13 protein-coding genes are annotated in these 19,180 nt (G+C 60.2%); 10 read left to right on the top strand and 3 right to left on the bottom strand.

Annotation, left to right across the window (positions count from 1 at the left end; all coding sequences use genetic code 11):
• The 4 genes from BVH01_RS07310 to BVH01_RS07295 form a co-directional block, all read left to right on the top strand.
• The coding region (locus BVH01_RS07310; protein ID WP_139317837.1) for a ShlB/FhaC/HecB family hemolysin secretion/activation protein at positions 1–428 on the top strand (428 nt) is incomplete at its 5' end.
• Between the two features lie 35 nt (positions 429–463).
• A complete protein-coding gene (locus BVH01_RS07305; protein WP_075929717.1) occupies positions 464–8,587 on the top strand; it encodes a hemagglutinin repeat-containing protein in 8,124 nt (2,707 codons plus the stop codon).
• Between the two features lie 2 nt (positions 8,588–8,589).
• A complete protein-coding gene (locus tag BVH01_RS07300; RefSeq protein WP_075929716.1) occupies positions 8,590–9,015 on the top strand; it encodes a hypothetical protein in 426 nt (141 codons plus the stop codon).
• Between the two features lie 213 nt (positions 9,016–9,228).
• The gene (locus BVH01_RS07295; protein ID WP_075929715.1) at positions 9,229–9,690 is read left to right on the top strand and encodes a hypothetical protein; all 462 of its coding nucleotides are present in this window, start codon (positions 9,229–9,231) and stop codon (positions 9,688–9,690) included.
• 150 nt (positions 9,691–9,840) lie between these two features.
• Here BVH01_RS07295 and BVH01_RS07290 read toward each other — a convergent pair whose 3' ends face one another.
• The gene (locus BVH01_RS07290) at positions 9,841–10,293 is read right to left on the bottom strand and encodes a TIGR02444 family protein (protein ID WP_075929714.1); all 453 of its coding nucleotides are present in this window, start codon (positions 10,291–10,293) and stop codon (positions 9,841–9,843) included.
• A gap of 49 nt (positions 10,294–10,342) precedes the next feature.
• Here BVH01_RS07290 and BVH01_RS07285 point away from each other — a divergent pair, with 49 nt between their 5' ends.
• The 4 genes from BVH01_RS07285 (at position 10,343) to BVH01_RS07270 (ending at position 14,196) form a co-directional block, all read left to right on the top strand.
• Positions 10,343–12,256, top strand: a complete 1,914-nt coding sequence (locus BVH01_RS07285) for an ATP-binding cassette domain-containing protein (protein WP_075929713.1) — start codon at positions 10,343–10,345, stop codon at positions 12,254–12,256.
• A 50-nt stretch (positions 12,257–12,306) separates the two neighbouring features.
• Complete coding sequence (locus tag BVH01_RS07280; protein WP_111542222.1) at positions 12,307–12,840, top strand: mechanosensitive ion channel family protein; 534 nt, start codon at positions 12,307–12,309, stop codon at positions 12,838–12,840.
• A 129-nt stretch (positions 12,841–12,969) separates the two neighbouring features.
• On the top strand, positions 12,970–13,599 hold the full coding sequence (gene rhtB, locus BVH01_RS07275; RefSeq protein WP_027908590.1) for a homoserine/homoserine lactone efflux protein: 630 nt from the start codon (positions 12,970–12,972) through the stop codon (positions 13,597–13,599).
• Positions 13,600–13,743: 144 nt separating this feature from the next.
• The gene (locus BVH01_RS07270; protein WP_075929712.1) at positions 13,744–14,196 is read left to right on the top strand and encodes a YaiI/YqxD family protein; all 453 of its coding nucleotides are present in this window, start codon (positions 13,744–13,746) and stop codon (positions 14,194–14,196) included.
• 118 nt (positions 14,197–14,314) lie between these two features.
• On the opposite strand, the gene elbB is transcribed toward BVH01_RS07270, so the two are convergent.
• Positions 14,315–14,974, bottom strand: a complete 660-nt coding sequence (gene elbB / locus BVH01_RS07265) for an isoprenoid biosynthesis glyoxalase ElbB (protein WP_075929710.1) — start codon at positions 14,972–14,974, stop codon at positions 14,315–14,317.
• Positions 14,975–15,122: 148 nt separating this feature from the next.
• Positions 15,123–15,674 carry a DedA family protein gene (locus BVH01_RS07260; RefSeq protein ID WP_075929709.1) on the bottom strand — a complete coding sequence of 184 codons (552 nt, stop codon included), beginning with the start codon at positions 15,672–15,674 and terminating at the stop codon, positions 15,123–15,125.
• A 259-nt stretch (positions 15,675–15,933) separates the two neighbouring features.
• On the opposite strand from BVH01_RS07260, the gene hemB reads away from it, so the two are divergent.
• Positions 15,934–16,947, top strand: coding sequence for a porphobilinogen synthase (gene hemB / locus BVH01_RS07255; protein ID WP_075929707.1), 1,014 nt, complete (start codon positions 15,934–15,936; stop codon positions 16,945–16,947).
• Positions 16,948–16,965: 18 nt separating this feature from the next.
• Positions 16,966–19,179 (top strand): polyphosphate kinase 1, encoded by a 2,214-nt coding sequence (gene ppk1, locus BVH01_RS07250; protein ID WP_075929706.1) that lies wholly within the window; start codon positions 16,966–16,968, stop codon positions 19,177–19,179.
• Position 19,180: the final 1 nt, after the last annotated feature.

Here is a 19,180-nt window from a genome sequence, read left to right as displayed (position 1 = left end):
TGTGGGGCGAGCGTTTCAGTTTCGACAGCCTGGCCACCGGCCAGAAGAGCGAAGACGTGCTGTTCAGCTCCCAGCGCATCAGCATCGGCGGGCTCAACTCGGTGCGTGGCTTCAAGGATCAGAGCCTGTCCGGCGACAGCGGCGGTTACTGGCGCAACCAACTGCGCTGGACGCGGCCGGTCACCTGGGCGCCGCTGCAACCCTTCGTGCAGCAATACGGCGCGGCCTTGGCCTATGACGTCGGCGTGATCAGCCACGACGAGCACAACTCGGGGGGCAGCGGCCGCCTGAGCGGGCATGCCCTGGAGTTCAGTGCCCGTGGCGAGCACCTGGCCGCCAGCGTGACCTTCGCCCATTCCCTGGAGCGCCCCGACGTGATCACCGAGGGCGAGCGCCCGGTGTATTTCCGCGTCGACCTTTTCTTCTGATTTTCTGATTCGTTTACGCCCTGGAGCACCCTGACATGGACGTTCGCAGCCCCTTCTTCCAGAACATCGCCCTGATCCTTGCCGGCGTGATGTTCCTCAATCCCATCGTCGCTTCGGCGGCGCAGCTGGCCGTGGATGCCCAGGCGGGCGGCAACACCAGCATCGGCCAGGCCGGTAATGGCGTGCCCATCGTCAATATCGCCACGCCCAATGGCAGTGGCCTGTCGCACAACAAGTTCACCGACTACAACGTCGGCGGGCAGGGGCTGATCCTCAACAACGGTACCCAGGCTTTCTTACCCACCCAGCAGGGCGGCTACATCACCGGTAACCCTAATCTGCACGGCGGCGCCGCGGGCGTCATTCTCAACGAAGTGACCGGCAGCAATCGCAGCCAGCTCAAGGGCTACACGGAAGTGGCCGGGCAGGCAGCGCACGTCATCGTCGCCAACCCCCATGGCATCACCTGCGATGGTTGCGGTTTCATCAACACCCCGCGCGCGACCCTGAGCACCGGTGCTCCAGTTGTAAATAACGGTCGTTTGCAGGGCTTCGACGTCAACGGCGGCGACATCGCCATCGAAGGCGCTGGCCTCAATGCGGGCAACGTCGACCAGTTCGACCTGATCACCCGCAGCGCGCAGATCAACGCCGAGATCCACGCCAAGCGCCTGAACGTCATCGCCGGCCGTAACGAGGTCGATGTTGCCACCTTGCAGGCCACCGCCAAGGCCGATGACGGCTCCTCGCAGCCGCAACTGGCCATCGACAGCTCGGCCCTGGGCGGCATGTACGCCGGTGCGATCCGCCTGGTCGGTACCGAAGCCGGTGTAGGCGTGAAACTGGCCGGTGATATGGCCGCCAGCGCCGGGGATATTCGGATCGATGCCAACGGGCAACTGACCACCAATCGCATGGCGGCCAGCAATGACGTCACGCTGGTGGCCAAGGGCGTCGAGCTCAATGCCGATACCTATGCGGGGCGTAATGCGACGGTGACTGCTACCGACAAAACGGTGGTGAAGGAAAGCCTGGCAGCGGGGAGCAAGGTTGAAGTCGGTGGTGGTGAGCTGGAGAACCAGGGCATCGTCGAAGCTGGCGTCAAGGCAGACGGCACGCTGGTAACCAACAGCCAACTGGTGCTCAACAGCGAGCGCGTTACCAACCGGGGCGAACTGATCGCCCGCGGTACGCTGAATGCGACCGTTGACGAGCTGGATAACCGTACCGGCAAGCTGGTGAGTGCCGGTGATGCCACCATCCAGGCTGCAAAGCTCGACAACAGCCAAGGCCAGCTCATCGCCCAGAAGAACCTGACGCTCAAAGGCGGTGACGTCACCAACCATGCAGGTGAGGTCGTAACGGCCGGCCGACTGCAAGTCGATGGCGCTGCGCTGGACAACCAGGGCGGCACACTGGCGGCCAACGCCATTGACATGAAACTCACGGGTGCCCTGACCAACGATCAGGGCCTGATCGAATCCACTCAGTCCCTCAAACTCGATGCTGACAGCGCCCAGAATCACAATGGGCGCCTGCGCGCGCTGGCCAGTACCGGCCAAAGCGACTTCCAGATCGGCAGCCTGTTCGACAACGGTCAGGGTTTGGTGGAAATCGGCAACGCCGCCTTCAGTCTCTCCAGCGGCTCACTGACCAACGTGGGCGGCACGGTTCGTCATCTTGGCAGCCAAGGGTTCGACCTGAGTCTGTCCGACCTGGGCGGCGCCGGTGGGCGCTTCATCACCAATGGTGAGCTGACCCTGGATGTTGCCGACTGGACCAACACCAGCGAGCTGCAGGCCGAACGCCTGACCCTGAATATTGGCCAGTTCACCCAAACGGCCACCGGGCAGTTGATCTCCCGGCAGAGCATCGTGGCCACCGGCGACAGCTGGGTAAACGACGGCGTCATCGCCACCGATGGCACACTCGGCGTGACACTCGCCGGCAGCTACACAGGCAATGGCGCCCTGCGCAGCCTGGGCGATCTGACCTTCAAGGCTGCCAGCGCCGAGTTCGGTACCGATGCCCAGGTCAAGAGTGGTGGCGTTGGCCAGTTCGATCTAATCGGCCAGTTGCTGAACCGTGGCCGCCTGACCGCGGCGCAGGACATGTCTCTCAAGCTGGATAGCCTCGACAACCGCGGCACGCTGGGTGGTGCAGGCCTGCTGCGTATCGAGGGTGACTCGCTGCGTAACGAGCAGGGGCTGGTCTTCAGTGGCTCGGATATGGCCCTGCGTGTAGGCGCTCTTACCAACTACAAAGGTGATATTTACAGCCTTGGTGCACTCAGCATTGCGACGGATGAATCGCTTGGCCAATTAGCCTCACTGGAGAACATCTCCGGAACGATCGAGAGCGCGGGCGATATGAGCCTGGCGGCCTCTGCGTTGATTAACCGCAAGGATGTTTTCAACTCAACAGTCAGCCAACTCAGTGGGCGTGCAGTGCTTACAGGTACTGATAACTGTAAGGGCGAGCATTGCGAAGCATCTTATGTTGTTAACGAAGTTTACGGACTGAAAATCACTCAGGATTCTGCAAGTGCGAACCTGATTTCCGGTGGGAATCTGAACTTCATCGGCGGAAGTTTCGATAACCGCTTCAGCACGGTTTCCGCTGGCGGTTACATCGAGCTCGATACTGTCAGCTTCAAAAGTGTCGGGGCCGCTGGTGGTGAAACCCGTTATTACGACTTCTACGTTTATACAAAGAGCAGACCTGACTACTATGGCCTTCTCACCAATATTGACCGCTATAACGCCTATCACAATCCTGCTTCCGCCAGCTACAACCCTACTGCCATGCCGCTGGGTTCATTTGCTATTGGCAGTATTCGTCATTCAAATATCGTGAAAACCACTGATGGTGGTGAAGTTGCCAACTCGGTTATTCAGGCTGTCGGGCGCGTTAACATCAGTGGCACTCAAACGCTCGAAAATACCCTGTTGCGCCCTGGTGAGCAGATCGAGCAAGGCCCAAGCCGCGTTGGCCAAACGACTGTCAGCAGCGACGTCAAACCTGCTGCCACACTCAACGCCCAGTTGCCGCCTGATGTTAAGCAGCAGGCCGTTGATCCACTGGCTCAACCTGGCTTCAGTCTGCCTCAAGGGCAGAATGGCCTGTTCCAGGTCAGTACCAAGCCAGGGCACCGCTACCTGATCGAAACCAACCCGGCGTTCGCTGACCTGGGCAACTTCCTCAATTCGGATTACCTGCTGAGCCGCCTGGGTTTCGACCCGGATACCGCTCAGAAGCGCCTAGGCGACGGGCTCTATGAGCAACGCCTGATACGCGACGCTGTCGTCGCACGCACCGGTCAGCGATTTATCGCGGGGCTGGATAGCGACGAGGCCATGTACCGCTATCTGATGGACAACGCCATTGCCAGCAAGGATGCCTTGAGCCTTGTCCCCGGCGTTGGCTTGAGTGCCGAACAGGTCGCTGCCTTGACCCACGACATCGTGTGGATGCAAGAGCAGGAAGTGAACGGCGAAAAGGTACTTGTTCCAGTGCTTTACCTCGCTCAGGCGAGCGGCCGCCTCGCGCCTACAGGGGCGCTTATTCAGGGTAGCGAAGTCAGCCTGATCAGCGGTGGTGACCTTGCAAACAAAGGCACTCTGCGTGCTAGCGGTAACCTTACGGCGAGTGCCAGCAATATCGGTAACCAGGGTTTGATCCAGGCCGGTAACCGTCTTGCACTGCTGGCCACGGACAGCATTCGCAATGCCCAAGGCGGCATTATCAATGGCAAGGATGTCAGCCTCACTGCCGTCAATGGCGACATCACCAACGAGCGCTCCGTTGGATATACCGAGCAAAGCGGTCGTTTCAGTTTCAGCCATGCATCCGTTGATAACGCTGCGCGAATCGAGGCGGGCAACAACCTCGAGCTGAACGCCGGTAGAGACCTGAACAACCTGGGTAGCGTGTTGAAGGCTGGTGGTGATGCCACCTTGAGCGCCAAACGAGACATCAACCTCGGTGTTGTCAGTGAGGTGGATACCTACAACTCCCAATACAAGAAATTGAGGGTCAACGGTTCCCAAACGACCCAGCACGGCAGCGATGTGCAGATCGGAGGAGATCTTCAAGCCAAAGCCGGGCGCGATCTTCTGGTCGTAGGTAGCAAGGTCAAGGCGGGCAAGGATGTTGACCTTAATGCGGATCGCGATATCGCGGTGGTGTCGGCGGCCAACGAAAGCAGCTTCCAGTCGTATCGCAAGAGCGGCGGCAAGACAGTCGATATCCGCAATCAGCAGGTACGGCAAGTCGCCTCGGTCATCGAAGCAGGCGGTGATTTCACAAGCGCTTCCGGCAATGACACTACCCTTATCGCGAGCCAGGTTCACGCAGGCGAAGAGGCCTACCTTTACGCAGGTGGCGACATCGACCTCGATGCTGCTCAGAACTACGACTACAGCTATTACTACAAGAAGAAAAAAGGCGGCATGTTCAGCAGCAGTAAGCAGCAGATGGCCGAGTCTTCCAATAGCCAGGCTGTCTCCTCTTACATCACTTCCGGAAGTGACCTGACGCTGCGTGCTGATAACGACGTCGCTGCGCGCGGTGCCCAGCTGATCAGCGATTCGGATATCTATCTGCGCGCTAGTGGCGATGTCGTGCTGGATGCAGCTCAGAACGCCAGCAGTCAGGCCAACGCCAAGGCCAAAAGTGGCCTGTTCTCCAGCAAGGCGAAAAGCAGCAGCTCCGAAGCCACAACGCTCACCGGTACTCGCCTGGACGGTCAGAATGTCGTCATCGAAGCCAAGGACGATATCGCTCTGCGTGCCGCAAGCTTGCGCGCGGACGATGCCATCCTCCTGGATGCCGGCCGTGATGTTTCCGTAGGCACTGCGGTGGCCTCGCAGCAATCGAGCCAAGCCAGCAAGTCCAGTTCCTTGAAGTGGCATGTGTTCGATTCACTCGCCACCAGTGGCTCTTTTACGCTCGAGCAGAAATCCAAAGGTGCTCAGTCGTCATCCTCCCAGGAGGTTGGCAGCACGCTCAGCGGTGGCACCATCGATGTGATCAGCGGCCGCGACACTGCGGTGCGTGGCAGTACCCTGGTCGCCGATAGCGATGTTGCCGTAGCGGCAGGGCGCAATTTGCTGATCACCAGCGGTGAAGCCAAGGATGACTCCAGCGCGCGCTCCAACTCCAAGAAGTCCGGTGAGATCGGTAGTTGGTGGCAGGGTGCGACCGGCGTGGTCAGCGTCAAGCAAAGCAGCCAGAACAGCACCACTCAACAGCTCGGTAGCCAGATTGCCTCGCTGGGCGGGGATGTCGACCTGAAGGCCGGTGAAGCCTATCGCCAGCAGGCCAGCCAGGTTATTGCGCCGAAGGGTGATGTTTCGATTACGGCAAAGCGTGTCGACATCGAAGCAGGTTATGACCTACTGAGCTCCAGCCAGAAGCAAAGCTACAACCGTACTGCTGTTGGCGGCACCGTTAGCGTGCCGCTGATCGAGGCCGTTCAAGGCGCCAAACGCATGATCGATGCTGCCGGCGATACCAAGGATGGCCGCCTGACCGCACTTGCAGCTGCCAATACGGCAATGAGTGGTTATCAGGCGTATCAGAGCGCTCAAACCCTGGCGACCGGCAACTTCGCGGGTATCAAGGTCAGCGTCAATCTGAGTAACAGTCAAAGCCAGAGCGGGGGCACCCAGTCCGGCCAGAATGTGGTTGCGAGCAGCGTGGCCGCGGGCCGCGATGTCACCATCAAGGCAACAGGCGATGGCAATGCCAGCAACCTGAACGTGGTGGGTAGCACCATCGATGCCGGGCGCAACGTATCGCTCGATGCTGACGGCAGCATCAATCTGGTTTCTGCGCAGAACACGGCCAATCAGGAGGGCAAGAACAGTAACAGCGGCTGGAGTGCTGGCGTTGGTTTCGGTGTAGGTCAGCAGAACGGCTTCACTATCGAACTGGCTGCGAACAAAGGCCGAGGCTCGTCCGAAGGTGAGGCGATCACCCATGCCAACACGTTGGTAAATGCCGGTGAAAAAGTCGCTTTAAACAGTGGTGGCGACACCAATCTGAAAGGCGCTGTGGTTACTGCCAAGCAAGTTACTGGTGAGATTGGTGGCGATCTGAATCTGGCCAGCCAGCAGGACATCGATAACTACAAATCCAAGCAACAAAACGCAGGGGTTGGTTTGAGCCTCTGCATTCCGCCGATCTGCGGCGGGGTGTCCACTGTCTCTGGCAGCGTTAGCCAACAGAAAATCAACAGTGAATATGCAAGCGTCGGCCAACAGACGGGGATTAAAGCGGGCGACGACGGCTTCCAGATCAAGGTTGGCGGTAATACCGATCTGAAGGGCGCCATTATTGCCAGCAACGACAAGGCAGTCGCAGACGGCAAGAACAGTCTTACCACCGGCACCCTGACCCATTCCGATATCGAGAACAAAGCCGAGTACAAGGCCTCCAGCATCAGCCTGAGCGGTAGCTACAGTACTGCTGCTCGCGACAAGGAAAAAGGTGAGATAGAGAGGGATAAGGACAACAACATCAAGCAAGAGGCGGCTGGGAGTGCAGGTACACCCATCGCGCTCAGTGCCAGCGGCAAGGACAAGAGCACGACCCACAGCGGTATCAGCGGTGGCGCCATCACCATCACCGATGAGGCGAAGCAGCAAGCGCTCACTGGCCAGACCGCTGAGCAGGCCGTAGCCGATGTCAATCGTGATGTCTCCAGTGATAGAGATGGCAGCAACACCCTCAAACCGATCTTTGATCGCAAGGAGATCGAAGCTGGCTTTGAGATCACCGAGCAGTTCGTGCGCAATGTGGGCACATTCTTAGAGCAGCGCGCGGCTGTTTCTACAGATGCCAAGAAGATGTTGGCCGAGGAGAACGCTAAGCCTGCTGAACAGCGTGACCCAGTAAAAATCGCTCAGCTCCAGAACATCATTGACAGCAATGCCACTTGGGAGATTGGTGGGCTAGGTCGGACTCTGGTTTCCGCTATCACTGGTGCGGCTGGCGGCAATGTCACCGGTGGGGGATCACAGCTTCTGCAAGGCGCGGCTGTCAGCTATCTCCAAGGCCTAGCAGCTGAAAAGGTCAAAGGCATTGCTGATGAATTGAAATCCGAAACAGCACGCGCAGCTTTGCATGCCATCGTCGGTTGCGCCGGTGCGGCAGCACAAAGCCAGAGTTGCGGAGCAGGCGCCTTGGGCGGCAGCGCGAGCGTGGTGCTGAACAATTTGATTGATCAGTTGAGCAATCAAACGACTGAGGGCATGACGGACGCACAGAAGCAGAATCGCCTGAATCTCATTGGTAGCCTTGTTGCGGGTATTACGGCTGCTGCGGGTGGCGAAGCTGCGGTTGCGGCGAATGCGGCGCAGATTGAAAGTGCTAATAACGCTCTCAGTTCAAAAAATGTTAGAGATATGCATAAGGAGCTTGAGGCGGCTGATAAAATTGGTGCCGACAAACTTCCAATTTATGAGAAGTATGCAAAGATTAGTAAGAAGAACCGTGAAGAGGCAATTGCTGAAAGCTGTTCTAATAATCCGGTCTGTATTGATGCAGCTTTGTCCATGGCAGATGCAGGGTCGGATGTTGCCAACACCATCAACCGATTGCCAATATTCTCTGAGTTGAGCAGCGATGAGAGGGCACAGCTCACTGATTTTGTTTTGGCAGAAAACGCAGAAAGCGCCAAAGCAATTTACGAAGCGATGCCTGGTTATGTAAAAACCGCGCTAACTGTCAAAGAAGTAGTCGAAGCGATAGGAGCTGGGGCAGTAATCCGCGGCAAGCCGCCAGTCGCTCTGGGGATTATCGGTGCGAAAGAACCGGCGGGCTCCTCCAAGGCAGATAAATGGAGTCGTCAGCCTAAAAGTATTCAGGATGAGATGGCTCTACAAGCGGCTAAGGAGGGCCAAGGGGTAGTAATTATAAAAAGTCTTAACGATAAAAATTTTTTTGGAATGGAGAAGATTGAGCTAAAAGTTAAGTCGGCAAATGGGCAGGACTCAGTGGTGCATTATGTGCGCGACCCGAAAACCGGCGAGCTGATGGATTTTAAGTTCAAAAAGCATAGTGTTGAAAATTTAAAACCATGGGGCAATGATCCTTCAGTTCCATCTATAGATCCTCCTATAGACCCTTCACGTTATCGAGCTGGTTCTAATTAATTATGAAAGTTGTTTGTAAGATAGATAATCTATATGGCATCCAGGATCCAGATGTTTTACTCAGGCTTGAGACTTATATTAATTATCCTGCCGGTGATTTTGGCCTTGTGTTGGGTAGAGAATATACGGTTTATGGAATCGTTTTTTGGGACAATGCCCCGCTAGTTTATGTTTTTCTGGATGAGGATGATGAATATCCTAAGCCAGTGCCAATGGATTTTTTTGAGCTTGTTGATTGTGCACTCTCAAAATGTTGGGCTCTTTCATATTTACCTCAAGGTGGTGGGCGGTCTGCCAGTTCTTTAGTTTTTAAGGAGTGGGCGGACGATCCAGCCTTTTATGAAAAGCTCATAGACGGCGATGAAGCGACAGTCGGTGTGTTTAGCAAATATCGCTCGTTCATGGATTTTGAGGGCGTTAGCCATTAGGCTTTATTTCACCCCAGCTGCTGCTATGCGAACGGAAAAGGCGAGGAAAGGGGACCGAGAACAGGGGACAGATTTACTTTCCTCCTGATTGGCTAAGCTGAAAGCCTCAATGAAAGGAGGTATTTATGCAAGCGATGGGGCGTATGGTCGCCACACGATAAGTCTGTTTACTTTTTTGCTTATTGAATTTTTTGGGGTTGCTCTGGTAGTTGTATGAAGATAGTTTGCGTAATTTTGATTGCTATGGCTGCCTTGCAGGGGTGCGTAAAAGTGATTCCTCCTATGGCGGATACTTCCGATGCTGCCAAAATAATCTATACAAGAATGGCGTTAAATCTCGGTGAGCTTCAGGCGCTGAGGATGTTCGATAATCCGCGCTTTGAGATGACTGAAAGATCGGGGCGCCTTATCGAGCACGGACATTTTGTAAAACAGTCAACGTCGGTGTATGTGCCGGCAGGTGAGCGTAAATATTTCAAGGCCAGCTATGTTGTATCCAGCTATAACAACTATGGTCTCAATTTCGAGTGCTCTGCTGGCATAAGTTTTATACCAGTGCAGGGTGCTACATATACGCTTACCCAAAGGCGCTCTGCTAAGGGCTGTACAATTGATCTGGTTGATGAGAGCGGAAAAGTCCCCGCTTCAATGGAGAACCTAGGCGTTTTTGAGTAGGGCTGTATCGGCTGGTAATGGCTGTAATTCATGTTTTGGATGGGTGTTTAATGCCCTGGTTTGATGAATAGGGCGAGATTTAAAAGTCTGCCTCTTTCCCCCGATCCTCGACCCCAGCCTGCGGTCGAGGGTTAATCGTTTTTCAGCGTTTCAGAACGAGCGGGCGTCATGTAGTGCCGCCCGTGGCTCTTCGTGCCCCATTGGCGAAAAAACGTCCAGCCACCGCCGATCTTGGTCACTCGGCTTATGACCCCACCCCTCAGCCAGCGCCTGCAACCGCTCCAGCTGCTCCCGCTCCGCTTCCAGCTCCAGCTGCTTAACCCGCTCGCGCAGACCGCTCAGGGCCGAATCCTGGCCAGCCGCTTCGCGCCAACGCTGGCGCAATGCCCTCAGCGGTTTCACCACCTCTTGCTGCCAGGGATCGGCGATGTGCCGCAGCTGCGCTTCGCGATTCGCGCTATGGGCCACGCCTCGGCTGTCCAGCCACAGGCCACAGAGCAGCAGGCAGACGTCTGCGCCGGCGGCCTGCAGTTCCAGGCACGCGGCCTCGACGCCTGGGCGGGCGTAGAGGGTGGTGGCGAAGGTCCACAGGTCAGGGCTCATGCGTGCTCCGAGTATGCGGCGGGGGACTCTGGTAGAATCCGCCGCCATTATGATCCGACTCCAGAATCTTACCCTACAGCGTGGCCCTCAGCGTTTGCTCGAGAACGCCGAGCTGACCCTGCACGCCGGCCACAAGGCCGGTCTGATCGGTGCCAACGGCGCCGGCAAGTCCAGCCTGTTCGCGCTGCTGCGCGGCGAGTTGACGCCCGATTCCGGCGATTGCCTGCTGCCCGGCGACTGGCGCATCGCCCATATGCGCCAGGAGGTCGACACCCTCGACCGCCTGGCCGTGGACTACGTGCTCGATGGCGACCACAACCTGCGTCGGGTGCAGCGTGAGCTGGCCGCGGCCGAGCAGGGCCATGACGGCGCCGCGATCGCCCGCCTGCACAGCGAGTTGGACAGCGCCGACGGCTACACGGCCGACGCCCGGGCGCGCAAGCTGCTGGCCGGCCTGGGCTTCGACAATGCGCAGATGGATCGCCGCGTCGGCGACTTCTCCGGTGGCTGGCGCATGCGCCTGAACCTGGCCCAGGCGCTGATGTGCCCGTCCGACCTGCTGCTGCTCGACGAGCCGACCAACCACCTGGATCTGGATGCGATTCTCTGGCTCGAAGGCTGGCTGCAGAGCTACCCCGGCACCTTGCTGCTGATTTCCCACGACCGGGACTTCCTCGATGCGGTGGTCGATCACGTCGCCCATGTCGAGCAGCGCAAGCTGACCTTGTACCGCGGCGGCTACTCGGCCTTCGAGCGCACCCGCGCCGAGCGTCTGGCTCAGCAGCAGCAGGCGTACGAGAAGCAGCAGGCGCAGCGCGCGCACATGGAAAAGTACATCGCCCGCTTCAAGGCCCAGGCCACCAAGGCCCGCCAGGCGCAGAGCCGCATCAAGGCCCTGGAGCGCATGGAGGAGCTGAGCGCGGCCCACGTCGATTCGCCTTTCGATTTCGTGTTCCGCGAAGCCGACAAGATCTCCACGCCACTGCTCAGCCTCAGCGAAGGGCGCCTGGGTTATGGCGACAAGACCATCCTGCAGCAGGTCAAACTGAGCCTGGTGCCGGGCGCGCGCATCGGCCTGCTCGGCCCCAACGGCGCGGGCAAGTCGACGCTGATCAAGAACCTCTCCGCCGAGCTGCAGCCGCTGAGCGGCAGCCTGACCCGCGGCGAAAACCTGGTGATCGGCTACTTCGCCCAGCATCAGCTCGATGCCCTGGACGACAAGGCCAGCCCGCTCTTGCACCTGCAGCGCATCGCGCCGACCGAACGTGAGCAGACCCTGCGCGATTTCCTCGGTGGTTTCGATTTCCGCGGCCCGCGCTGCGACGAGCCGGTGGTGAATTTCTCCGGTGGCGAGAAAGCGCGCCTGGCCCTGGCGCTGATCGCCTGGGGCAAGCCCAACCTGCTGCTGCTCGACGAGCCGACCAACCACCTCGATCTGGAAATGCGCCTGGCGTTGACCATGGCCCTGCAGGAGTTCGCCGGTGCCGTGGTGGTGGTGTCCCACGATCGTCACCTGCTCAAGAGCACCACCGACGAATTCCTGCTGGTGGCCGATGGCCGCGTGGCGCCGTTCGACGGTGATCTGGAGGATTACGCCCGCTGGCTGGTCGACTATCGCCAGCGTCAGGCCGCGCCGGTCGCCGCCGTACCGGCAGCCGGTGCCGGCAACGACAAGCGTGGCCAGCGACAGGCCGCCGCGGCCCTGCGTCAGCAACTGGCGCCGCACAAGAAGGCGGCCGACAAGCTCGAAGCCGAGCTCGGCCAGGTGCAGGCCAAGCTCGCGGCGCTGGAAGAACGCCTGGGCGATAGCGCAATGTACGAAGCCGCCCGCAAGGACGAGCTGCGCCAGGCCCTGGCCGAACAGGCGCAGCTCAAGGCGCGCGAGGCCGAACTGGAGGAGGGCTGGCTCGAAGCCCTGGAAACCCTCGAAGCATTGCAACGTGAACTGGAGGCCGTGGTTTGAACCTGGAGCTGATCGATTGGGCTTGGCTGGTGTCCTGGAGCCAGCCGCTGATGCGCGCCGGCCAGGTGCTGCTGATCCTTATCCTGGCCTGGGTCGCCCAGCGCATCCTCACCCGCGGCATCACCCGATTGGGCCAGCGTTACCCGCAGTTGCCACCGGAGCTGTTGATGCCGCTGCGCGGCCTGACCCGCTGGCTGATCCTTGGTAGCGCCATCATGCTGGTGCTCGAGCGCCTCGGCGTGTCCGCCCAGGTGCTGTGGGGCGCGCTGACCGGTTTCGTGGCGGTGGCGGCGATCGCCTTCTTCGCGATCTGGAGCGTGCTCTCCAACATGTTCTGCACGCTGCTGATCTTCGCCCTCGGGCCGTTTCGCATCGGTGACTGTGTGGAGGTGCTGGAAAGCGCCGACAAGCCGGGCGTGCGCGGCCGTGTGCTGGCCATCAACCTGTTCTACACCACTCTGGAAGACCTGACCGGCGATGCGCCGGGCACCTGGCTGCAGATTCCCAACAGCCTGTTCTTCCAGAAGGCGGTACGCCGCTGGCGCAACGGCGAGCTGCCGACGGCGCGCAAGATAGAGCCTTGATCAGAGGCGCTGCGGCACTCACTTGAGGCCGTGTGCGCCGCCTGTGAAATAGCATCTGCAGCCCCTGCCGCTGGTGCGGCAATTCAGGTAATTTCGACGTTTCGCTAATCCCTCACCGAGGTCGCCATCATGGCTCTGGAAACCTGGCTCGCTTTCTTCGTCGCCTGCTGGCTGATCAGCCTGTCGCCAGGTGCCGGTGCCATCGCCTCGATGTCGGCGGGGCTGCAATACGGCTTCTGGCGCGGTTACTGGAATGCCCTGGGCCTGCAGCTGGGCCTGGCGCTGCAGATCGCCATCGTCGCGGCGGGCGTCGGCGCGGTGCTCGCCACCTCGGCCCTGGCGTTCAGCCTGATCAAATGGTTCGGCGTGGCCTATCTGGTTTACCTGGGCTGGCGCCAGTGGCGCGCCGTGCCAGCGGACATGAACGTGGATGGCGAACGCCCCATCGGTCGACCGCTGAGCCTGGTGCTGCGCGGCTTTCTGGTGAATTTCGGCAACCCCAAGGCCATCGTGTTCATGCTCGCGGTGCTGCCGCAGTTCATCAATCCCCATGCGCCGCTGACCGAGCAGTACCTGATCATCGGCGTGACCATGGTCACCGTCGACCTGATCGTCATGGCCGGCTACACCGGCCTGGCCGTGCGGGTGCTGCGTCTGCTGCGCACGCCGCGTCAGCAGCGCATCATGAATCGCAGTTTTGGCGCGCTCTTTGTCGGTGCCGCGGCATTGCTGGCTACCGTCCGCCGCGCACCGCTCTAAGAATCTGCCCAAAGACTGCTGCGCGTCGGCCCTGCTGCGTTAAAAGCAGCCTCAAAATGCTCATGTACAAAAGTACACTCTGCTTTTTCGCCTGCTTTTGCCTTGCATGGCTCTAGCTCGCTAGCCTTTGAGAAGGTTCTTAACATGCGTGTCTGGATCGACGCCGACGCCTGCCCGCGGCTGGCCCGCGATCAGGTGGTCAAGTTCGCCCTCAAGCGTAGTTTCGAGGTGGTGCTGGTCGCTGGCCAGGCTGTGGCGCGGCCCAACTTCGCCTGCGTGAAGCTGATCGTGGTGCCGAGTGGCCCCGATGCGGCGGACGATTACCTGGTAGAGCACGCCGTGCCGGGCGAACTGGTGATCTGCAGCGACGTGCCGCTGGCCGATCGACTGGTCAAGAAGGGCGTGCTGGCGCTGGATCCCCGTGGGCGCGAGTTCGATGAGCGCAATATGGGCGAGCGCCTGGCGGTGCGAAACCTGTTTACCGATCTGCGTGAGCAGGGGCAGGTCGGTGGTGGCCAGGCGGCCTATGGCGACAAGGATCGCCAGGCGTTCGCCAATTCGCTGGATCGCTTGCTGACGCGTCTATCGCGCGCCTAATCGCTTTTGTAGCCTGGCGTTGAGCGTAGCGATACCCAGGGCAGAGTCCCGGGTGTCGCTGCGCTCGACCCAGGCTACGACAGGTGTTCACGCCCATCGCCGTCCTGGGCTGGCGCTTTCACTCGTGGGTCAGCTCCAGCACCCGGTCCACCAGCTTGTTGATGCCCGAGGCCGCTTCGGCGATGGAGTTGGCGAGCATATAGGCCGGGGTAGTGACCAGCTTGCGTTCGGTGTCTTCGACGATGTCCTCGACGTGACAGTCGACATGCTCGGCGCCCATCTTGCCGAGGGCGGCGGCGGTATCGGCGTCGTTGCCGATGGTGCAGGTCACGCCGGCGCCGAAGATGCGTGCGGCCATGGCCGGGGCGATGCAAATCAGGCCGACCGGCTTGGCGGCGCTCACGAAGGATTGCGCGGCGGCCAGCACGTCCGCTTGCACGGTGCAGTCGGCGCCTTTGCTGGCGAAGTCGGAGAGGTTCTTGGCCGCGCCGAAACCGCCGGGAACGATCAGCGCATCGAAGTCGTCGGCACGCAGTTCGCGCACGTCCTTGATGTTGCCTCGGGCGATGCGGGCCGATTCCACCAGTACGTTGCGGGCCGGCTGCATTTCCTCGCCCTTGAGGTGGTTGATCACGTGGGCCTGGTCGATATCGGGCGCGAAGCATTGCACCTGGGCGCCACGCTGATCGAGGCGTAGCAAGGTGATGACGCTCTCGTGGATCTCCGAGCCGTCGTAGACGCCACAACCGGAAAGGATCACTGCAACTTTCTTGTTCATCGACCAACTCCTGATGAAGGGCGAGCCTCGCGTGGCACTGGAGCGAGGCGCTCGCTTGGAAAAAACCTGCTTGATGATATGACTGGCCAGTCAGCCAATTGTTACAGCCTTTTGAACGTCTCGGGCGCGTTCGTCAAGCCACTGCTTGCTAGCTCTCGCGCCGTCTACGACGGTACAACCAGACGCCGAGGCCAATGACCAGCAGGGCGCCGAACAGGTAGAACTGCACCTGGTGCAACTCACCGAGCAACCCCTCCAGCGCGCGGCCGAGTTTGTAGGCCAGGGTACCGAGTGCGATGGCCCAGATGGCCGCACCAATGGCGTCGAGAATCACATAGCGGCGTCGCGGATAGCCGGAAATGCCGATGGCCAGTGGCATTACCGTGCGCATGCCATAGAAGAAGCGAAAGCCCAGCACCCACAAGTCCGGGTGGCGGCGCAGGTATACGAGGGCCTTGTCGCTCAGCGCCTGCCACTTCGGCCGGCGTTCGAGTATCCGCCGGCCATGGCGGCGGCCCAGGTGGAACCACAGCTGGTCGCTGGCATAGGTGCCTATGAAGGCGAACAGCATCACCAGCTCGATCTGCAGGATGCCGCGCAACGCCAGGTAGGCCGCCAGCAGCAGCGACATTTCACCCTCGAGAAAGGTACCCAGCGCCAGGGCCGGATAACCGAAGTGCTGCAGCAGATTTTCCAGCATTACAGATGACCGTAGAAAATGGGGAGGCAAGGCTACGCCGTTCGACACTCTAAAACAGCATTTGTCGAAAACCTGTGAAATATCCGCTGGCCTCGGTGGCGTTCATGCATACGGGGTTCGGCGAGCTTTTGCGCGTTGCGATGTGCCTTATTGGCTGCGACGCACCGTCGCAGTATTCGTTGTGGTCGTCATCATTTAGTCATAATGGCGGCTTATAACTGTCACACTTCGCCCGCTCGAGCGGGCCCAGGAGTCTGCCGTGAGCTTTACCCCCGCCAACCGCCTGTTCCCTGCCACCCGCCTGCGTCGCAATCGTCGCGACGATTTCTCGCGGCGTCTGGTGCGCGAGAACGTGCTGACCACCAACGATCTGATCCTGCCGGTATTCGTGCTCGACGGCGAGAATCAGCGCGAGGCGGTGACGTCCATGCCGGGCGTCGAGCGGCTGTCCATCGACCTGCTGCTGCAGGAAGCGGAAAAGTGGGTGGCGCTGGGCATTCCGGCGTTGGCGCTGTTCCCGGTCACCCCGGCGGAAAAGAAGACCCTGGATGGCCGCGAGGCCTGGAACCCGGACGGCATTGCCCAGCGCGCCACCCGCGCATTGCGTGAGCGTTTCCCTGAACTGGGGGTGATCACCGATGTGGCGCTGGACCCGTTCACCACCCATGGGCAGGACGGCATTCTCGACGAAGACGGCTACGTGCAGAACGACATTACCGTCGATGCGCTGGTCAAGCAGGCGCTTTCCCATGCCCAAGCCGGCGCCCAAGTCGTCGCTCCGTCGGACATGATGGACGGGCGCATCCAGGCGATTCGAGAAGCCTTGGAGCTGGCCGATCACGTCAACGTGCGGATCATGGCCTACTCTGCGAAATACGCCAGCGCCTACTACGGCCCGTTCCGCGATGCGGTGGGTTCGTCGCTCAATTTGGGCAAGGCCAACAAGGCCTCCTACCAGATGGATCCGGCCAACAGTGACGAGGCGCTGCACGAAGTGGCCAGCGATCTGGCCGAAGGCGCCGACATGGTCATGGTCAAGCCGGGCATGCCCTATCTGGACATCGTTTCCCGGGTCAAAAGCGAATTCAAGGTGCCGACCTTTGTCTACCAGGTCAGTGGTGAATACGCGATGCATATGGCCGCCATCCAGAATGGCTGGCTGAGCGAGGCGGTGATTCTCGAATCGCTGACCGCCTGTAAACGAGCGGGTGCCGACGGCATCCTCACCTACTTCGCCGTGCGTGCGGCCGAACTCATACGACAGGGGCAGTAGCCCCTCCAGGGTAATTCAATGAGCAACGAAGGACTCAGTGAGAACGAACAGCTCGATGTGCCGGCCCTCAGCCTGCCGGTGATCGACGAAGCGCCGGTGGAAACAGTCGTGGAAACACCCGTAGTCGAAGCCGCGGCAGCGCCCGTGGTCGTGCCCAGCCTGGATGACAGCAGCCTGTACATCCATCGCGAGCTGTCGCAGCTGCAGTTCAACATCCGCGTGCTGGAACAGGCGCTGGACGAGTCCTACCCGTTGCTGGAACGCCTGAAGTTCCTGCTGATCTTCTCCAGCAACCTCGACGAGTTCTTCGAGATTCGCGTCGCCGGCCTGAAAAAGCAGATCAACTTCGCCCGCGAGCAGGCCGGTGCCGACGGCCTGCAGCCGCACCAGGCGCTGTCGCGCATTTCCGAACTGGTGCACGAGCAGGTCGGCCGCCAGTACGCCATCCTCAACGATGTGCTGTTCCCCGAGCTGGCCAAGCACGGCATCAACTTCATTCGTCGCCGTTACTGGACGACCAAGCACAAGGCTTGGGTGCGCCGCTATTTTCGTGACGAGATCGCGCCGATCATCACCCCGATCGGCCTCGACCCGACGCACCCGTTCCCGCTGCTGGTCAACAAGAGCCTGAACTTCATCGTCGAGCTGGAAGGCGTCGACGCCTTCGGCCGCGACTCCGGTCTGGCGGTGATCCCGGCGCCACGTCTGCTGCCGCGCATCATCAAGGTGCCGGAAGAGGTGGGTGGCCCGGGCGCCAACTATGTGTTCCTGTCGTCGATGATCCACGCCCACGCCGACGATCTGTTCCCCGGCATGAAGGTCAAGGGCTGCTACCAGTTCCGCCTGACCCGTAACGCCGACCTGTCGGTGGACACCGAGGACGTTGAAGACCTGGCCCGCGCCCTGCGTGGCGAGCTGTTCAGCCGCCGCTACGGTGACGCCGTGCGCCTGGAAGTGGTCGACAGCTGCCCGAAACACCTGACCGACCAGTTGCTCAAGCAATTCGGCCTGTCGGAAAGCGAGCTGTATCAGGTCAACGGGCCGGTCAACCTGACCCGCCTGTTCAGCATCACCGGCCTCGATAGCCACCCGGAATTGCAGCACGCGCCCTTCACCCCGGTGATCCCCAAGCTTTTGCAGAACAGCGACAACCTGTTCAACGTGATCAGCAAGCAGGACATTCTGCTGCTGCACCCCTTCGAGTCCTTCACCCCCGTGGTAGATCTGCTGCGTCAGGCGGCCAAGGATCCCCACGTGCTGGCGATCAAGCAGACGCTGTACCGCTCGGGCGCCAACTCGGAAATCGTCGATGCGCTGGTGGAAGCTGCGCGCAACGGCAAGGAAGTCACCGCGGTGATCGAACTGCGCGCGCGGTTCGACGAAGAGTCCAACCTGGCCCTGGCCAGCCGCCTTCAGGCTGCCGGCGCGGTGGTGATCTATGGGGTGGTCGGCTTCAAGACCCACTCCAAGATGATGTTGATTCTGCGCCGCGAGAACGGCGAGATCCGCCGTTACGCGCACCTAGGTACCGGTAACTACCACGCCGGCAACGCGCGGCTGTACACCGACTACAGCCTGCTGACCGCCGACGTGGCGCTGGGCGAGGACGTTTCCAAGCTGTTCAGCCAGCTGATCGGCATGGGCAAGACCCTGCGCATGAAGAAGTTGTTGCATGCGCCCTTCACCTTGAAGAAGACGCTGCTCGACCTGATCGCCAAGGAGACGGCCAGCGCTGCCGAAGGCAAGCCGGCGCACATCATCGCCAAGTTCAACTCGCTGACCGACGCCAAGATCATCCGCGCGCTGTACAAGGCCAGCCAGACCGGCGTGAAGATCGACCTGGTGGTGCGCGGCATGTGCTGCCTGCGCCCAGGCATCCCCGGCGTGTCGCACAACATCCAGGTGCGCTCGATCATCGGCCGCTTCCTGGAGCACACCCGCGTCTACTACTTCCTCAATGGCGGTGACGAACTGATCTACCTGTCCAGTGCCGACTGGATGGAGCGCAACCTCGACAAGCGTGTGGAGACCTGCTTCCCGGTGGAGGGCAAGAAGCTCATCACCCGGGTCAAGAAGGAGCTGGAGGCGTACCTCACCGACAACACCCACGCCTGGGTGCTGCAGCCCGATGGCCGCTACGTGCGGCTGTCGCCAACCGGCAACCAGAACTCGCGCAGCGCGCAAGCCAGCTTGCTGGAGAAGCTCAGCGCACCGGTGATCACCGCGCGCTGAT

Source organism: Pseudomonas sp. PA1(2017) (assembly GCF_001945375.1).
In the GTDB taxonomy this organism is placed as follows: domain Bacteria; phylum Pseudomonadota; class Gammaproteobacteria; order Pseudomonadales; family Pseudomonadaceae; genus Aquipseudomonas.
This window is presented reverse-complemented; position numbering and strand designations above follow the sequence as displayed.

Coding starts and splice junctions, on each gene's coding strand:
- BVH01_RS07305 (WP_075929717.1), top strand. CDS start 464: ATGGACGTTCGCAGCCCCTTCTTCCAGAACATCGCCCTGATCCTTGCC.
- BVH01_RS07300 (WP_075929716.1), top strand. CDS start 8,590: ATGAAAGTTGTTTGTAAGATAGATAATCTATATGGCATCCAGGATCCA.
- BVH01_RS07295 (WP_075929715.1), top strand. CDS start 9,229: ATGAAGATAGTTTGCGTAATTTTGATTGCTATGGCTGCCTTGCAGGGG.
- BVH01_RS07290 (WP_075929714.1), bottom strand. CDS start 10,293: ATGAGCCCTGACCTGTGGACCTTCGCCACCACCCTCTACGCCCGCCCA.
- BVH01_RS07285 (WP_075929713.1), top strand. CDS start 10,343: ATGATCCGACTCCAGAATCTTACCCTACAGCGTGGCCCTCAGCGTTTG.
- BVH01_RS07280 (WP_111542222.1), top strand. CDS start 12,307: ATGCGCGCCGGCCAGGTGCTGCTGATCCTTATCCTGGCCTGGGTCGCC.
- rhtB (WP_027908590.1), top strand. CDS start 12,970: ATGGCTCTGGAAACCTGGCTCGCTTTCTTCGTCGCCTGCTGGCTGATC.
- BVH01_RS07270 (WP_075929712.1), top strand. CDS start 13,744: ATGCGTGTCTGGATCGACGCCGACGCCTGCCCGCGGCTGGCCCGCGAT.
- elbB (WP_075929710.1), bottom strand. CDS start 14,974: ATGAACAAGAAAGTTGCAGTGATCCTTTCCGGTTGTGGCGTCTACGAC.
- BVH01_RS07260 (WP_075929709.1), bottom strand. CDS start 15,674: ATGCTGGAAAATCTGCTGCAGCACTTCGGTTATCCGGCCCTGGCGCTG.
- ppk1 (WP_075929706.1), top strand. CDS start 16,966: ATGAGCAACGAAGGACTCAGTGAGAACGAACAGCTCGATGTGCCGGCC.